This is a genomic window from Flavobacterium sp. KY-23415, from assembly GCF_055384985.1.
The window spans coordinates 2,209,150-2,226,492 of sequence record NZ_AP044001.1 but is presented as its reverse complement, the minus strand read 5'-3'; the positions used below and the strand labels follow the sequence as shown (position 1 = coordinate 2,226,492).

The window sequence follows — 17,343 nt, the reverse complement described above, 5'->3', positions numbered from 1 at the left end:
AAATTGTTTTACAGAAAGTTCCAAAAGTAAACTTCTCAAAATTAAACAAAACGGATCAAGTCAAAAAGTGGCTCAAGCTAAAATAAAAGCTTTTAGAAGTAAATTTAGAGGGGTAAGAAACATAGAATTCTTTCTTTTTAGGCTTACAAATTTATATGCGTAATTTATCAAATCCACAGGTTTTGGACTTGATCCAAATTTATCAGCAAAACAGAAATCTAAAGAAAACAATAGAAATAAAAAAAGCTTCAAACTATATCTGAAGCTTTTGTACTCAAGGCGGGACTTGAACCCGCACGGATATTACTATCCACTGGATTTTAAGTCCAGCGTGTCTACCAATTCCACCACTCAAGCAAATATATTTTGGTAGCAATTATAAATAAATTATAATTATTCAATTTCTCAATAAACTGAAAAGAAGTTCACCTCCTTATTGCGAGTGCAAATATACTACTTCTTTTTGTTTCCGCAACTTTTTTCCAATAAAAAATAAAATTGTTTCTAAAACAAACAACAGCACTTGGAGTGTTTATTTTTAGATGTAAGTTTTTTAACATTTATTTATTATTTTCGAAGTTTTATATTACAAAACAAAATATTAAATTTGATTCTATTCAATTTTAACTAAAACATTAAAGTTATGAAAAAATTATCAAATTTAAAAGGAACACAAGAATTAAGTAAAGAAAACAAAAAAGCAATTATTGGAGGCGGAAAAATAATTTACGCAATCTGCCCTCCGGAACCACCAGTATGTTCTGAAGGAGATCTTGATTGCGAAAGAGAACTTAACTACTACAACATTCATTGTGTAAACAGATAATCTTTAGCAAATTATTCAATCCAAAAATGCCTCATGATTTATCACGAGGCATTCTTTTTACAAAAACACCCAAAATATTACTCCTTATTCAAAAGAAAGCTTAAATCAACATCAGTCAAAACAAGTTATTCCAAATTTATCGTAACATTTTTACCCTAATTGCTACTTATAATAAACTAACAAAACCATAACCATGATTAAACAATTCATTACATTAGAATGGAAAGCTTTTTTCAGATCTTCTTCTTTCTCTTCTAATTTAGCTATAAAAATTATAATGGCTTTTGCCGCAATATACATGATTGCAACCTTTATAGGTTTAGGTATTGGGTCCTATTTTATATTGGAAAAAGCTGGATTAGACCCATTTCCAACAATTAATAAGTTCATAATTTACTATCTAGTTATGGATTTACTCATTCGTTTCTTTTTCCAAAAGATGCCTTCACTAACTATTCGCCCTTTTTTGAATCAAAACATCAAAAAAAACAGCATTGTCCATTACACATTAAACAAAACTATTCTTTCATTCTTTAATTTTATTCACTGGTTTTTCTTTATACCATTCACTATCGTCTTAATAACAAAAGGATTCACCCCACTTAACACGCTATTGTGGGGATTTAGTATCTTACTCACTATATATTGCAATAATTTTATCGCAATATTAATAGACAAAAAGGACAATGTTTTTTATGCTGTAGTTGGTGTTTTTGCAACACTGGGACTGCTCCAATACTATTCTATTTTTGACATTACTCAATATACACATATTGCCTTTAATAGCTTTTACAAACTGCCTTTCACTTTTATTACTCCATTGTTAATACTTTCTGGCTTATATTTTTTAACTTTTAATTTTTTTAAATCAAATCTATATTTAGACGCAGGTTTATCTTTAAAACAAGACAACGCTACAACAGAAAATCTTACTTGGCTAGATCAATTGGGAAGTTTAGGCACATTCTTAAAAAATGACATTCGCCTTTTAAAAAGAAACAAAAGAGCCAAATCTACATTAATAATGAGTATAATGTTCTTGTTTTACGGTTTACTCTTCTTTACCAATTCAATAGAAGCCTATAGTGCTCCTGTTTGGAAAATATTTGCAGGTATTTTTGTTTCCGGTGGCTTTCTTTTAAACTTCGGGCAGTTTGTACCTAGCTGGGACAGTTCTTACTACCCTTTAATGATGACTCAAAACATCACTTATAGGGATTATTTATCTTCAAAATGGTGGTTAATGGTCATTGGAACAATTATTTCTACACTTCTTGCTTCCTTCTATTTATATTTTGGCTGGGAAGTCTATTTTGCAATAATTGTTGGTGCCATTTTCAACATTGGCGTTAGCTCCCATCTAGTACTCCTTGGTGGTGCATATATTAAAACACCAATTGATTTAACATCAAACAAAAACGCATTCGGAGACAAGAAAGCCTTCAATTTAAAGACGCTTTTAATTTCATTACCAAAACTTCTACTACCAATGGTTGTTTACGCAATTGGTCACTATACTTTAGGCTGGCAATATGGCTACCTTTTTGTAGCACTTACTGGGATATTAGGATTCGCTTTTAAAAACAGAGTTTTCAAAGCTATTGAAGCTATTTACAAAAAAGAAAAATATGCTACTCTTGAAGCTTATAAACAAAAAAAATAATATACACTTATTAATTGCATTTTCTCTAACTTTAGAATTACATAAAAATGATACACGTTTCAAACCTTCAGAAATCCTATAACGGAGTAACCGTTTTAAATATAGAAAATTTAGAAATACCTAAAGGACAAAGCTTTGGCCTTGTTGGAAACAACGGTGCTGGTAAAACTACTTTTTTTAGTTTACTTCTAGACCTAATCCAACCTACTAACGGAAAAATAACATCTAACACAATACAAATAAACACTAGTGAAGCATGGAAAACTTTCACAAGTTCTTTCATTGACGAAAGTTTTCTTATTGGCTATCTAACTCCAGAAGAATATTTTTATTTCATTGGTGAACTTAGAGGATGGAACAAAGCCGATGTGGATAATTTCTTAAAAAAGTATGAAGATTTCTTTAATGGAGAAATTTTAAACAACAAAAAATATCTTAGAGATCTTTCTAAAGGTAATGCGAAAAAAGCTGGGATTATTGGTGCTTTAATTGGCAATCCAGAAGTTGTTATTCTAGACGAACCTTTTGCCAACCTTGATCCAACAACACAAATTCGATTAAAAAAGATAATAAAATCTTTAGCAGAAGACAAAAACACTACAGTTTTAGTTTCTAGTCATGACTTGCAACACACCGTTGAAGTTTCAGACAGGATAGTCGTTCTAGAAAAAGGCAATATCGTTAAAGATCTTGTTCCTTCTACAGAAACCTTAAAAGAATTAGAAACATTCTTTTCTGCTTAAAACAAAAACTGTCAGGATAAAAAATCCTGACAGTTGCTTTTTTCTAACTAAATAAAGCTTTTAATTCTGTTGCTTCACTTGGCTTCATTTTTCCAGCCAATACCAAACTCAATTGCTTTCTTCTTAAAGCAGCTTCATATCTTTCTTTTTCAAGTTGCGTTTGTGGTTCAACTGGAGCAACTTGAACTGGTCTTCCTGTTTCATCAACTGCAACAAAAGTATAAATTGCTTCATTTGCTTTATTTTTTACTCCAGATTCTCTATCTTCTATCCAAACATCTATAAAAATTTCCATTGAAGTATTAAATGTTCTAGACACTTTAGATTCAACAGTAACAACACTCCCTAATGGAATTGCTCTATTAAAAGCTACGTGATTTACCGAAGCTGTCACACAGATTCTTCTTGAATGCCTTCTCGCTGTAATACTTGCAGCTCGATCCATTCTTGCTAATAGTTCTCCACCAAAAAGATTATTTAGAGGATTTGTTTCCCCTGGTAACACTAAGTCTGTTAAAGTAGTAACCGACTCAGAAGGATATTTTGTATGCATTGTTGTTGTTTTTTTTGCAAAGATAACAAGCTATTGAGAATTGGATATAAAAAAATCCCAAAAAGGGATTTTTTTTACTCTATTAGGATCCAGCAATCTGCCTTATCTTCTTTTAATAATCTATTTTTTTCTATTTCTGCTTCTGCTTCAGTTTTAAAACTTGAATATGCTACAGGAATTAAACCATTACTATTCAACTTTAAAATATGAGCAGGATAGCCCTCTTCTTGCAAAATTTTCAATGCTTTTTTAGCATTTTCTTCACTCCTAAAAGCCCCTGCTATCAAATGAAAAGGAGCCGTCTTTTCTTCCTTAACAATAAGCTCTACTGGATCAATCGGAGACTCAATAAAAAAAGTTGCTTCTTGAATCGTACTCTGTACTTTTCTTTGCACCACTTTTTTTACTAAAAATGTATCAATTTCTACTTGCTGATCATGTTGAATTTTATATGCAGCCGAACCAGCCCCCAAAAGTAACGTTATTGCTGCTGCATATTTCAAGAAAGCATAATTCTTTTTCCTTTGTGGAACCAAAACAACAGGTGCTTTTGGTTCTAAAACCACCACCTGCTCTTTGACAACCTCACGCTTCATCTCTGGAATTACAAAACTATTTAAACCAAAAGAAGAAACCAAGTAATTGACAGTAGTTGAAGGCTCAAAAATCCATTTGTGATCTGAGTTAATAAAAAGATCGCCAATATTATTTAAAACCAGCCTATCTTTTTTATAAATAGCATCCATCCAAACATTAACTTGAGCATTAATTTTTTCAACAGCCTCATCATAGGATATATTTTCTTGTAAGGAAATGTGATTCGCTAACAAACCATCATTATTTTTAATATTTACATTAAAAAAAATTGCCTTCCTTGGAGGAATAAACGTGCAAGCACTACCACTTATCTGTGCAGACTGATTTTCTGTTACAAACGCACCAAAACCAGGAACAGTAACACACTGATAACGATATAATAAATCGGATATGTATTTATCTAACTTCATAATGACAAAGTTAAGTAAACAATACCATTTTCAAAATGTTATTAACAAATGTTATTAACAATTTTTGATTTTTTGAAAACTGATAAAAATCACATTTTATTTTTAAAATTGCTTTTATCTTTGATCAACATTAAAAAAAATATCTACTAATCATGAAAAAAACAACAATTGGTCTAGGCGTTTTAACATTTTTACTACTCCTTAATTGTGGTCAAAAAAAAGAAGAAGAAAATTTTGGAAAACCTGCAACAAATGAAACTATTTCAGATTCAAAAAAATCTTCAAACTCAAAAATAGAAGAAGGAAAAAAACTATTTGAAGGGAAAGGCACATGCGTTGCTTGTCATAACCCAGAAACCAAAATAATTGGCCCAAGCATCAAAGAAATTGCCGATTTGTATCGATCTTCAAATTCTAGTATTGTTTCTTTTCTTAAAGAGGAAAGCGACCCTATAGTTGATCCTTCACAATATGAAATTATGAAAACGAATTTATCAATAACAAAGCAAATGACCGATGAAGAGCTAAAAGCTTTAGAAGAATACATGTTAAGCTATGCTAATTAATCGATAACCATTTTAAACCCTACTCTAGGAATATTTTCAATTTTAACATTTGTTTCTTCTTTTAGAATTTTGCGTAATCGAGAAATAAAAACATCTAGACTTCTTCCAGAGAAATAATCATCATTTCCCCATAATGAAGTGAGTATTTTTTCTCTTTTTAGAACAGTATTAGTGTTATCTAAAAACAATTTTAGTAATGCAGCTTCTCTTTCTGTGAGTGTAATTTCTTTTTTATTACTTTTTAGAAAATAATTTTCATACTCAAATTCAAAAGAACCAATAATATATGTTTTATTTGATTTTTCTACTACTTTGTGACTCCTATTTAGAAAAATTTCAATTTTCAAAATCAATTCTTCTATAGAGTAGGGTTTTACTAGATAATCATCAGCCCCCAATCGGAGTCCTTTTATCCTATCTTCTTTCATTGTTTTGGCAGAAAGAAAAATTATAGGAACTTCTTCGTTTCGCTTTCTAATTTCGGTTGCTATTTCAAATCCGTCCATGTCTGGCAACATAATATCTAGCACACATAAATCAAAATCTTCATCGCAAAATTTTTGAAACGCAGCAGCTCCATTATTACAATGAATTACTTCAAAATGTTGTTCTAAATTATCAGCGGTTAAAAAAGCCAATGTTTCATCATCTTCTACATATAAAATTCGCTTCTTACTCATAAATGTCTGTTTTTGGAATTTGAATTAAAATTGTTAAACCCGAAGATGTGGAACTTGCACTTATTTTCCAATTATGCAATTGACAAATTTTTTTCACATAGGCTAGTCCAATACCGAAACCTTCTATTTCTTTACTATCCTTTCTTTCAACTCTATAAAATTTATCAAAAATAAAAGGCAAATCTTTATCTGAAACACCTGCTCCGTTATCTGTAATTGATAAATCTACATACTTTTTATTTTCATTTACCATTACAGTTACTTCTGGATTTTCTTTAGCATACTTAATTGCATTATCTACAATATTATACAAAATGTTATAAAAATGAAATTCATCTGCGTTGATTAGATAATTTTTAGGAAAAAGCAGTACAAACGAAACCTTTTTTGAATATTTTAGACTTATATTTTCTTTTATTAATTTAAACATCTCACTTAAATCAACATTGGTACGATTCAAATCTATATTGTGACTATCCGTTTTTGCTAAAGACAATATTTGCTCTATATGCATATTTAACTTCTGACTTTGCTTTATGATTATCTCAATATACTTAGATAATTTTGGACTTTCTTTGATTTCCTTCTGCGAATTTGCATAATTAGAGGCTATTAATATTGATGCTAATGGTGTTTTAAACTCATGTGTCATATTATTAATAAAATCATTCTGTAAAACTGTATATCTTTTTTGTTTTAACATTAACAAAACCGAATACACATAGATCACTAAAACCAAAAATAGCACTAAAGTATACAACCAATATTGTCTTAAACTATTAAAATAACTTTGTCTTAATGTGGGAAACCTCACCGCAAAATAATAGGTTAAATCATGGTTTTCTGTAAAACAATCTTCACACTTTTTTTGCGCATCACCATTTGCCGAAATATAATTACCATAGACCATATTATTAGATCCACAGTCATAAATTGCATACTCAAAATCTAAATCTAGTTTGACTTCATTAAATTCTTTCTTCAAGTAAAATTCTAAGATGTTATTTTCAAAAACATCATTCACATTCACAACATAATAGTTATGTGCCACTTTAGTTATTTGATTATTAACAATTAATTCCGAATTATTATCAACATATATTCTTTCGACAACATCAAGTAATGCATAATGAATTTTACTTTCAACTTCTTTCTTCTCGAAGGAATACGCTTGATTCAACAAAAAGAATTGCATGATCACTACTCCTAAAATAGCTAAGAAACCAATTAATATTACAACATTTAATTTTGTTAATTTCATTTATTACTATATATGTATTGGGCAATCTATTTATAATTATTGCATAATATTACATGTTTTAAATTCAATTTTCACTCTGTTAACATGTCATTAACAATCATTACAAATTGATTAACAACAATATTATTATTAGTTTTTACATTTGTAGAACAAAATTATTAAAATAAAAATTGAAAAATATGAAAGCGATAAAATTATCTATTGTAGCATTATTCATTTCAACAATATCATTTGCACAAAGTGCAGTTACAAAAGCACCATCAACGGTTGCTCAAACTAAAACTTCTGCAATTAAATGGGCAAACGAAACTCATGAATTTGGTGATGTTGAGAAAGGAAAACCTGTTTCATATGAATTCACTTTTACAAATACTACAAAAGAAACTATTTTAGTAACTAATGTAAAGCCATCTTGTGGTTGTACAGCTACTAATTATACTAAAACTCCAATTAAACCAGGAGAAAAAGGAAGTGTAACTGCAACTTACAATGCTGCTGCTCCAGGAAACTTTCACAAAACAGTAACTGTTACTACTAGTGAAGAAGGTGCTGCTCCAAAAGTTTTAGTTATTAAAGGAAAAGTAATTGCTGAAGAAGAAAAATCAGTAATGTTCAAATAATAAAACAACAATTTTTTTATATCTTACTTACGAAAAACCATCTTTTTATTAAGATGGTTTTTTTTATCTTTATAAAATGCAAACAGTATTTATAAATACACCTTTAGGAACCGCAAAAATAAAAGGAGACGAAAATGGAGTTTCAGTCATTTCTATTTTACAAGAAGGAGAAATCTCCAAAGAAATACCGCTAGAGCTTAAAGAGGCAGTTAGTCAATTAAATGATTATTTTGAAGGCAAAAGAACCAATTTTACATTTGAAATTAATCCAAAAGGAACTGATTTTCAAAAAAAAGTTTGGAAGGCTTTATTAAAAATACCTTATGGAAAAACTGTTTCATACCTAGAGCTATCTAAACAACTTGGAGACGTTAAGGCTATTAGAGCAGTTGCTTCTGCTAATGGGAAAAACCCACTTTGGATAGTTGTTCCTTGTCACCGTGTAATTGGCACAGATGGTTCACTTACTGGCTACGCAGGTGGCTTATGGAGAAAAAAATGGCTAATTGAGCACGAAAATCCTGCAAAACAACAAAGTCTTTTCTAAAAATTTTCTAAACGTTTACTTTTTCATTACTTTTATGCTTATAAATCTACAAGCATAACATGAAATTCTTAAAAAAGTTTTTTAAATGGCTCACCATCTTATTGGTTTCCATTATTGTCTTAATGTATATTTTTGATGTTGACTATCTCTTAAGAGCTGTTAGAACTATCTATTTTAGAGGCTACACTACTGCTTTTTTAGAGGACTACACCCATTTTCCAAATAGAGAAATAAAAAAAGGCACTGCACAACCGTGGAATCTTTCAAAAGACTACAATACCATACCCGCAACTGAAACATTAGAAAACACTCATAAAGAACTTAAAACTGCTTCTTTTTTAATCATTCAAAATGACAGTTTGTTTCATGAAAGCTATTTTGATGGTTATACCAAAGATTCAAAGTCGAATTCTTTCTCCATGGCAAAGAGCATCATTACTATGGCACTTGGAAAAGCTATCATGGAAGGAAAAATTAAGAGTTTAGACCAAAAGGTTATTGATTTTTTCCCTGAACTCAAAGGCGAATTTGCAAAAGAAGTAACTGTGGGTGACTTGTCTTCTATGGCTTCAGGATTAAGTTGGGACGAAAAATATTATAGCCCATTTTCTATTGTTACCAGAGCCTATTTTGATGACGATTTGAAAAAAGTAATTCTCGGATTAGAAATTAACGAAAAACCAAGTCAGTCTTTCAAATATTTAAGCGGTGCAACACAATTGCTTGCTATGTGTATTGAAAAGGCAACTGGAGAGTATGTTTCCGACTATGTTTCGAAGCATTTCTGGCAACCAATGGGAGCTGAAAATGAAGCTCTGTGGCAATTAGACCATGCTCCGGATGGAATTGAAAAAGCTTATTGTTGTGTTGCAAGTAATGCTAGAGATTTTGCACGTTTCGGAAAGCTATACTTAAACAACGGAAATTGGAACGGAAAACAACTATTAGACTCTAGTTTTGTTCAAAAATGTATTACCCCACGTTTCCCAGAAAGTCCGCAATACGGCTATGGTTTTTGGATACATACTATCAACAACAAAAAGTTATTCTATTTAAGAGGACATTTAGGGCAGTTTGTTATTGTAATTCCTGAAGACAATTTAATCATTGTACGTCTTGGACACATTAAAGGAATTCAAACAGAAACTGACCCTCATAGTGATGATCTTTATGTCTATGTTAATGAAACTTATAAAATGTTAGCACAAAGAAAATAAGAGCAGTTATGAATAGTCATTTTTCAGGTTTAAATAACCGACAAAAAATCAATGATTACAAGAAAAATAATCGTCGAGAAAAATTAGACTCAAGAAAAAAAAGTTTGGAAAAAATATCTTCTAATGAAGAAAATCCTATTCCAACAGTTCCTGATGAAAAACTAAACAGAATAAAGGCTGAGATAAAGAAACGTCTACAAAAAGAAAATAGAAAAACTACTCAACTATACACCTCTCTTTTTCTAATTGTAATTATAGTAATTATAACAATCATGATAAAATATGCTATTTTTTAAAACAATACTAAATGATTGAAAAAATAAACCTCAACAATATACTTTTCCTAGACATTGAAACGGTACCAGAATACAATAGTTATTTAGGTATGGATGAAGAAACAAAGAAACTCTGGGAACACAAAACACAATATCAAAGAAAAGACGAAGTAACTGCTGAAGATTTTTATGAAAGAGCAGGAATTTGGGCAGAATTCGGCAAGATTATTACAATTTCTGTTGGGTATTTTTCTAACAAAGCAGACATTAGAAACTTTAGAGTGACTAGTTTCTGGGGAGATGAAAAGAAAATACTACTGGATTTTTCGAATCTATTAAATAATCATTTCAACCAACCACAACATGTTTTATGTGGACATAATGCAAAAGAATTTGATATTCCTTTTATAGCACGTCGTATGATTATCAACTCTGTTCCACTACCTGACAAGTTAAATTTATTCGGCAAAAAACCTTGGGAAGTTCCTCACCTTGACACTCTTGAATTATGGAAATTTGGAGATTTTAAACATTTTACTTCTTTAAAATTACTCACAAAAGTTTTAGGAGTTCCTTCTCCAAAAGATGACATTGATGGTAGTGAAGTTGCTCATGTTTTTTATATTGAAAATAATATTGATAGAATTATTACCTATTGTGAAAAAGACGTTATAGCTGTGGCACAAATCTTTCTTAGATTTAGAAGAGAAGATTTATTAACTGACGATGAGATTATTCATGTGTAAATAACCAGTAAATTCTCTCACAGGAACAAATACAATAAAAAAAGAGCTTGAGCTCTTTTTTTATTGTATTATATTGTAAACCAATTTTTATCTTTTTACAACTATTTTCTTTGTTGACTTTACATTTTCAGTTTCAATAACTAATAAATAAATTCCTTCAGTAAGGTTTTCTATATTTAAATTTGTAATCGCTGAAGAAGATTTTTTATTCATCATTAATCTTCCTTGAATATCATACAAAGTATAGTCTATTTCATTAGTAATTGAATTATTCAAATTGATATTAATACTGTTTTTTGCAGGGTTTGGATATATTTTAATATCTGAAAGCACATTTCCTTCAACACTTAATGCTTCTTCAATATTACAGAAGGAAAGTGTTACCGCATTTATTGTTCCTCCGTCTCCATTAAAAGGATCTTCAACTCTTAAAATCCATGTACCATCTGCTATCAAACCATTTAACGAACTTAAAGTCTCAAAAGGCTTAACAGTTCCAGAAATTGCAGGCGATGTTCCATTACAAGTAAAGTCCACTCCAGAATCGTCAATCGTACAATTAATATCATCATTATCACCACATGGCTGTTTAAATAAGGTAACTATTGGACTTCCTATTGAAGCTGGCCCTTCAAGGTAGTAGGTCATATCTTGAATATAAGTATGTGTCAAATCTAGAGCAACATTTAAATCTCCTATCACAATACCTCCAGAAACTTCAATAGGCACAGAAGCAATACTATTTGCTGTAATCTCAATAATATTATTTGAAAAATCTGTAGCAGAAAATGAGAAACCGCAGGTTAATTTCCCTGTCTCAAAATTATAAATTGTCGCATTAGAAGCAAGATCTGTCCCACATCTATTCGCTGGAATAACTCTCCAATAATAATTTGTTTCTTCATTCAATCCTGATACAAGAAAATTGTTCCCTGTCACTGTTTCATTCACTAGTAAGGTTGTGAAAGTTGGCGAAGTTGCTACTTGTAAATTATAAGATTCAACATTAACATGCTCTACCCATTTTAAAGTTACCGTTGTTGCAACTGTATTTTGAGAATTCACTGGAGAGTCTAAAACAACTGGCTGAAAATTAGCTGAATATATTTTTAAGTTTTTTGTTCTAATCTCAGTTTCAATTCCATTATCTCCTTGAATCCCTACATTATATTGCCCAGGTACAACACTCGAAAGATTAGATATTGTCATTGTAACTGTTCCATTTGTGTTTAAACTTGCAGGACTAAATACCACGTTTGCTCCAGCTGGCAATCCTATTGCAGAAAAATTAGTCGTCCCAGATCCTACTTGTTTATAATCAAAAGTATATACTGCACTTTGTGAATCGCAAACAATCAAATCTTCTGATTTAGAGATTAACGAAAAACCAGAAGAAATACCTGTAATCACTAGCGAATAATCTTGTTTATTATTTACTAAATTTCCTTTATGAGTTACCGTTATAACATAATCTCCTGCTTCTGGAGCATCAATCTTTATTACCTCAACATTATCTACATTATTATCTGTGAGCCTAGTTGCCGAAACATTTGGATTACTCTCTAGCCTCCATGGAAAATAGGTAGTTCCATTGCGAGTTATTTTTATATCTAAGTTATTAACCAAAACAGACAATGGATCATTATCTATAGTGTTAGTTTTTACAGCTCCAGGAACATCTGTCCAAGTGATTGAAGCAATTAAAGGATTATTTGAACCTCCATTTGACTTAACGGTCATAGAAAACGTTTGGTTTTGCAACAAACTTTCTTCAGAAACCCAAGAAGTTAATCCGTTATTAGTGATTGCCTCGGCTGCAGCTTTAGCATTTAATAATCCCCACCCAAATTTTGGATCAGGCCCAACTACACCTGCATCATCTGCTGTATGACAAGCAAGACCTTTCAAAGTAGCTGCTTTCATAAAACTATTGGTAACATTTTTATAGTGCTGCTGTAACAACAATAAAGTACCCGAAACATTTGGGCTAGCCATAGACGTACCGCTTTTTACTCCTGTAGCCGTATCACTTCCGCTATCTGTTGATGTTAATGACACTCCATTTCCTGCAATATCTGGTTTTATCCTTCTATCATCTGTAGGTCCTTGACTACTTGAAGAACTAATTGCAACACTTAATAAAGTTCCGTCTGGAGCAACATTTGCATCTTGTGCATTTGCCACTATCAAACTATTTTTTGCAGTTTTATCTCCAGTCAGTTTATCAAAACCATTAGCAATTGGATTTGGATTATCATTATTATTCCCATCATTACCCGCAGACATTACAGGCAAATAATAAGGTGACAAATACGAGATTTCATCCCAATTTCTTGCTGCAGATGTATAAGCCCCAATATACCAAGCAGGCTGAATTGCCCCAGAATTACTGGTTATTCGTACCCCATAGGAATGATTAGAAATTAACATCCCTCCCAAGACTTCACTCAATGCCTCACTTTCGTCATTTGTCCAATTAAACGTTCTTCCAGTAGCATTATAAGCCATTCCTTTTGTTGAAGCAGACGCATCTGAGGCTAAAATTGTTCCTGTAACGTGCGTTGCATGAGAATCATATGTAGTCCCAGAAACATCATCAACAGTTGTGACTCTGTTTTCGAATAAATTATGTGTTCTTCTTACTGTACCGCCATCCCAAACACGAGCAACCATATTTTCACCATTTAAATTCAAACCTAGCGTCCCCCCAGAATTAAGGTGAACTGCTCGTGTTGATTTTGCAGCATTTGCATTTGTTGTAGAATAATAAATAGGATATCCATCAGGTGTTAATCCCATTAACTCTTCAAAACCTCCATCTTTTTTCTCAACAATAATTGGCCAACCCTTTTTTAAAGCTTCAGCAATTGCTAATTCTTTTTCCTTTTTTTCTAAAGCTTCAAAAAATATTGCCTTTGCCTTGATTGCTTCAACATCGTAATTCTTAATAATTTTGACTACATCTTCTTTTGTTTGGGCAAAAGAAGTAGCAGCAAAAAAACTCAATAATGATAGTTTAAGTATGTTTTTTTTCATATGGTAGTTTTTTTTCAATAATCGAATTACAAATTTAACTTTTTTATAATTTAAAATGTTTTTTTATACATAAAAAACAAAAAAATCTATAATTCTTTTACATTTTATATTTTTTAAGCATAAATTGTATCTTTACAAAAAAAAGAAATGGTATTAAGTAGATTTTGGTTAGCAATTTTTGTTTCTTCAATTGCTTTTATTATTATTGGTTTGTTTACTTCTAAATATTATTCTATTGATTATGTTTTGAATGGAAAACAAGGAGAACCTATTCTAATTTCTGAAAAATATTTAAAAGATGTTCCTCTATTTATTCAAGATAGTATTCAAAAATCGTCTGATAAAATTTTTATTTTAAATAGAAATATTAAAGATTCTGACACTACCTATATTTATAACAAACAATCTGTAAAAATCTATAGCGGTGTGCAACAAGCCGATGGATTGTTACCAATGTGCAAAAGCAGTTTATTGGATTTAATTCTTCCATTAATTGCTTATTTGGCATTTTTTTGTGGTATTATGGAATTATTAATTATTTCTGGAGCTTCTGAAAAATTGGCAAAAAAATTAAGTCCGATGTTTGCCAAAGTGTTTCCTTCACTACCAAAAGACCATGAATCCATCTCTTATATGACTCTTAATTTTGCCGCTAACTTTTTAGGATTAGATTCTGCCGCAACCCCTTTTGGTTTAAAAGCGATGCAAAGCCTTCAAGAATTAAACGAAGACAAAGACAAAGCAAGTGATGCCCAAATTATGTTCATGTGTTTGCATGCTGCTGGTTTAACATTAATTCCTACTTCAATTATTGGCTATAGAGCTGCTGAAAATGCAGCTAATCCTGCTGATGTAATGTTACCCTGTATTATTACTTCTTTTATTGGAACAATTGCTGCATTCTTACTCGTTGGAATGAAACAAAAAATCAATTTTAAGAGTGCTTCACTTTTAGCTGCAATAATGGGACTTATTGGTGCTATTGTTGGTTTATTATTCTATGTAAACACATTAGACTTAATTGGCAAGAATTATTTCACAGCCAACTTATCAGGAGTTTTATTATTGACTATTATTGGGTTTACTCTTGTTTTTTCTTTTATTAATGAGAAAAAATTTATAGCTCAAAAAACGACAATGTTTGACACTTTCGTTGTAGGTGCAAATAATGGTTTAAAAACAGGAGTCATGATCTTCCCTTATGTTATGGGAATGTTAGTTGCCATTTCATTATTAAGAAATAGTGGCTTATTTGAAATTATAAGTTATGGAATTTCATTTGTTTTTGCACATTTGGGAGTTGCAAAAGAAATTACTGACTCCTTACCTGTTGCCATTTTAAGACCTTTTAGTTCTGGTGGTTCACGTGGCTTTATGATTGATGCTATGCGTACTTTTGGACCAGATTCTTTTGCTGGAAGACTAAGCTGTATTTTTCAATGTAGTGCCGAAACCACTTTCTATGTTATTGCTGTTTATTTTGGCTCTGTAAGTATTAAAAACACACGTTACACTTTAGGAATGATGCTTCTCGTGGATTTAATTTGTGTAATTACTGGTATTTTAGTGGCTAGTTGGTTTTTTTAAAACATACTATAATGATAGAAATTAACAATCCAGATAAACTTTGTGGAAACATTAGCAAGTATAAATTACAAACCTACATTTATCGAACTGTTTTTATCAGTTTATGGATGGTAGTAATTATCTACTTCGTTTTAGAGTGTGCTTTAAGAGTAAAGTCTAAAGACTATATTTATTTATTTTTAATTCCGCTTACAATAGGGCTAATCTTTTCATCTTATTTCTTAATTAAGTATTTTACAAAAAAAGAGTACATAGTTTTTTCTGAAAATGAACTGATAAGCATCAATGACAATTATCAATCTAAAATTCAATATTCTGAAGTTATTTCTTTAACCTATATAAATGGTAGAGATCAATTTTACAAAATGGAATTAAACAATAATGTCATTATAAAATTCAAAGATGAAATAAAAAAAAACGAAGTTTTTTCTTCTAATAAAATCATAAAACTTCTCCTTTACAAAGCTCCACAAGCTCTAATAATTGAGAAAAGGAATTTTGACAAATACAAACATTTCATTCTAAGAGATGAAATTAAAACAGTAGAGATATAAAAACAATAGACATTGGTTACAACTTTATTGAAAACAATCCAATTTTATTATCAAAGAACAGAAACTAAACCTTCACGTTAATCCATTTTCCTCTTCGATACATTATTATACTCATCATAGTGATTACTGCTTCTGCAATTGGAATGGCAATAAACACTCCTAAAGCATCTAGTTTGAAAGTATAGGAAAGTATATATGCCAATGGAATTTGTATTAACCAAAAACCAATAAGATTTACCCATGTTGGTGTCATCGTGTCTCCTGCTCCATTAAAGACATTATTAAGCACCATACCAACTCCATAAAACAAATACCCATAACTCACAATTTTTAATGCAGAATAGGCGATTTCAATAATATATTCATCATTGGTAAAGAAACGAATCATAGCTTCTCCAAAAACCAAACACAAAGTCATTGCAAATCCTAAGAAAATCATGCTGTATTTTGTTGTTAAAACCACTGCTTCTCGCACTCTTTCTTTGTTTTTTGCCCCTAAATTTAATCCGACCAATGTAGCTGTTGCGTTACTCAATCCCCAAGCAGGTAACATAAAAAACATCATGATTCGAATAGCTGTTTGAAAACCTGACGATCCGTTTTCACCTCCTGTTTTGGCAACAATTTGCGATAAAAAAATCCAACTACAAGAAGCAATTACATATTGCATGATCCCAGGAGTAGCCACTTTGATCAACCCTATTATCAGTTTTAATTTAGGTTTTATATATCTTATCTTTATAGTAACTAAATGCACTCTGAAAAATAAAAAGTACAATTGATAAAACACCCCCAAAGCTCTTCCTATCGCTGTTGCCAAAGCTGCTCCAACGATCCCCATAGCTGGAATTATTCCCCAACCATTAATTAAAATGGGACATAAAATGATATTGCAAATATTGGCAAACCAAAGGCTTTTCATTGCCAAAGCTGGATTGCCAATTCCTCTAAAGATTCCGTTGATAAGGAAAATTAGAATAATAAAGCAACTGCTTGCAAAAATTATTTTAGGATATAATATTCCATGCGCTCTACTTTCTGCTGACGCTCCTAGAAAGGTGAATAATTCTTCTGCAAAGACAACTCCAAACACACTAACAAATAGAGAAATGACTAAAGCAATAAAAATAGATTGCATTGCCACTTCACCTGCTTTTCTAGGCTTCTTTTCTCCTACTCTTCTAGACACAATTGCTGTTGCAGCAACACTCAATCCAATAGAGATGGAATAAATTATAGTATTGACCGATTCTGTTAGACCAATAATCTGTATCGCTAGATTACTATTTTCTAAATGCCCTACAAAATACAAATCTACTAAGGCAAAAACCGATTCCAAGACCAACTCTAAAACCATTGGAATGGCTAACAATAGAATAGCCTTGTTTAAATTGATGGATGTGAAGTCATAGTCTTCTTTACCGCTTATCACTTCTTTTAAAAAGCTAATTTTCTTTTTCAT

General features: G+C 31.0%; 17 protein-coding genes and 1 tRNA gene. 11 read left to right on the top strand and 7 right to left on the bottom strand.

The features are described from left to right. Positions 1–271: 271 nt before the first annotated feature. Positions 272–357, bottom strand: a tRNA-Leu gene (locus ACZ49Z_RS09765). Positions 358–643: 286 nt separating this feature from the next. Between ACZ49Z_RS09765 and ACZ49Z_RS09760 the strand changes: the two genes are divergently transcribed. The 3 genes from ACZ49Z_RS09760 to ACZ49Z_RS09750 all read left to right on the top strand — a co-directional run bounded on the left by ACZ49Z_RS09760 (position 644) and on the right by ACZ49Z_RS09750 (position 3,232). Continuing rightward, complete coding sequence (locus ACZ49Z_RS09760; protein ID WP_464307980.1) at positions 644–826, top strand: grasp-with-spasm system A modified peptide; 183 nt, start codon at positions 644–646, stop codon at positions 824–826. A gap of 193 nt (positions 827–1,019) precedes the next feature. Beyond that, entirely contained in the window at positions 1,020–2,489 is a 1,470-nt protein-coding gene (locus tag ACZ49Z_RS09755; RefSeq protein WP_464307979.1) for a DUF5687 family protein, read from the top strand. A 47-nt stretch (positions 2,490–2,536) separates the two neighbouring features. Then, positions 2,537–3,232: an ABC transporter ATP-binding protein gene (locus ACZ49Z_RS09750; protein WP_464307978.1), complete on the top strand. Its 696-nt coding sequence runs from the start codon at positions 2,537–2,539 to the stop codon at positions 3,230–3,232. A gap of 43 nt (positions 3,233–3,275) precedes the next feature. On the opposite strand, the gene ACZ49Z_RS09745 is transcribed toward ACZ49Z_RS09750, so the two are convergent. Together ACZ49Z_RS09745 and ACZ49Z_RS09740 are read right to left on the bottom strand one after the other, a co-directional pair. Beyond that, on the bottom strand, positions 3,276–3,785 hold the full coding sequence (locus ACZ49Z_RS09745; RefSeq protein ID WP_464307977.1) for an acyl-CoA thioesterase: 510 nt from the start codon (positions 3,783–3,785) through the stop codon (positions 3,276–3,278). A gap of 74 nt (positions 3,786–3,859) precedes the next feature. Further along, complete coding sequence (locus tag ACZ49Z_RS09740; protein WP_464307976.1) at positions 3,860–4,792, bottom strand: HU domain-containing protein; 933 nt, start codon at positions 4,790–4,792, stop codon at positions 3,860–3,862. 152 nt (positions 4,793–4,944) lie between these two features. Between ACZ49Z_RS09740 and ACZ49Z_RS09735 the strand changes: the two genes are divergently transcribed. After that, complete coding sequence (locus ACZ49Z_RS09735) at positions 4,945–5,358, top strand: c-type cytochrome (RefSeq protein ID WP_464307975.1); 414 nt, start codon at positions 4,945–4,947, stop codon at positions 5,356–5,358. Here the strand turns inward: ACZ49Z_RS09735 and ACZ49Z_RS09730 are convergent. Both ACZ49Z_RS09730 and ACZ49Z_RS09725 read right to left on the bottom strand, forming a co-directional pair. Then, the gene (locus ACZ49Z_RS09730) at positions 5,355–6,038 is read right to left on the bottom strand and encodes a response regulator transcription factor (RefSeq protein WP_464307974.1); all 684 of its coding nucleotides are present in this window, start codon (positions 6,036–6,038) and stop codon (positions 5,355–5,357) included. The genes ACZ49Z_RS09735 and ACZ49Z_RS09730 overlap by 4 nt on opposite strands. Continuing rightward, positions 6,031–7,299, bottom strand: a complete 1,269-nt coding sequence (locus ACZ49Z_RS09725) for a sensor histidine kinase (protein ID WP_464307973.1) — start codon at positions 7,297–7,299, stop codon at positions 6,031–6,033. Before ACZ49Z_RS09725 ends, ACZ49Z_RS09730 begins: the two co-directional genes overlap by 8 nt. A gap of 179 nt (positions 7,300–7,478) precedes the next feature. Between ACZ49Z_RS09725 and ACZ49Z_RS09720 the strand changes: the two genes are divergently transcribed. The 5 genes from ACZ49Z_RS09720 to ACZ49Z_RS09700 all read left to right on the top strand — a co-directional run bounded on the left by ACZ49Z_RS09720 (position 7,479) and on the right by ACZ49Z_RS09700 (position 10,704). After that, a complete protein-coding gene (locus tag ACZ49Z_RS09720; protein ID WP_464307972.1) occupies positions 7,479–7,919 on the top strand; it encodes a DUF1573 domain-containing protein in 441 nt (146 codons plus the stop codon). 76 nt (positions 7,920–7,995) lie between these two features. Then, positions 7,996–8,466, top strand: a complete 471-nt coding sequence (locus tag ACZ49Z_RS09715) for a methylated-DNA--[protein]-cysteine S-methyltransferase (RefSeq protein ID WP_464307971.1) — start codon at positions 7,996–7,998, stop codon at positions 8,464–8,466. Between the two features lie 59 nt (positions 8,467–8,525). Further along, positions 8,526–9,683: a serine hydrolase domain-containing protein gene (locus tag ACZ49Z_RS09710; RefSeq protein ID WP_464307970.1), complete on the top strand. Its 1,158-nt coding sequence runs from the start codon at positions 8,526–8,528 to the stop codon at positions 9,681–9,683. Positions 9,684–9,691: 8 nt separating this feature from the next. Next, a complete protein-coding gene (locus ACZ49Z_RS09705; RefSeq protein ID WP_464307969.1) occupies positions 9,692–9,979 on the top strand; it encodes a hypothetical protein in 288 nt (95 codons plus the stop codon). 11 nt (positions 9,980–9,990) lie between these two features. Continuing rightward, positions 9,991–10,704, top strand: coding sequence for a 3'-5' exonuclease (locus ACZ49Z_RS09700; protein WP_464307968.1), 714 nt, complete (start codon positions 9,991–9,993; stop codon positions 10,702–10,704). 87 nt (positions 10,705–10,791) lie between these two features. Here the strand turns inward: ACZ49Z_RS09700 and ACZ49Z_RS09695 are convergent, their stop codons facing one another. Beyond that, positions 10,792–13,740 carry a S8 family serine peptidase gene (locus tag ACZ49Z_RS09695; protein ID WP_464307967.1) on the bottom strand — a complete coding sequence of 983 codons (2,949 nt, stop codon included), beginning with the start codon at positions 13,738–13,740 and terminating at the stop codon, positions 10,792–10,794. A 147-nt stretch (positions 13,741–13,887) separates the two neighbouring features. Between ACZ49Z_RS09695 and ACZ49Z_RS09690 the strand changes: the two genes are divergently transcribed. Together ACZ49Z_RS09690 and ACZ49Z_RS09685 are read left to right on the top strand one after the other, a co-directional pair. Further along, positions 13,888–15,327: a nucleoside recognition domain-containing protein gene (locus ACZ49Z_RS09690; protein WP_464307966.1), complete on the top strand. Its 1,440-nt coding sequence runs from the start codon at positions 13,888–13,890 to the stop codon at positions 15,325–15,327. Between the two features lie 11 nt (positions 15,328–15,338). Beyond that, the gene (locus tag ACZ49Z_RS09685) at positions 15,339–15,881 is read left to right on the top strand and encodes a hypothetical protein (RefSeq protein WP_464307965.1); all 543 of its coding nucleotides are present in this window, start codon (positions 15,339–15,341) and stop codon (positions 15,879–15,881) included. Positions 15,882–15,945: 64 nt separating this feature from the next. Here the strand turns inward: ACZ49Z_RS09685 and ACZ49Z_RS09680 are convergent, their stop codons facing one another. Continuing rightward, on the bottom strand, positions 15,946–17,343 hold the full coding sequence (locus ACZ49Z_RS09680; protein ID WP_464307964.1) for an MATE family efflux transporter: 1,398 nt from the start codon (positions 17,341–17,343) through the stop codon (positions 15,946–15,948).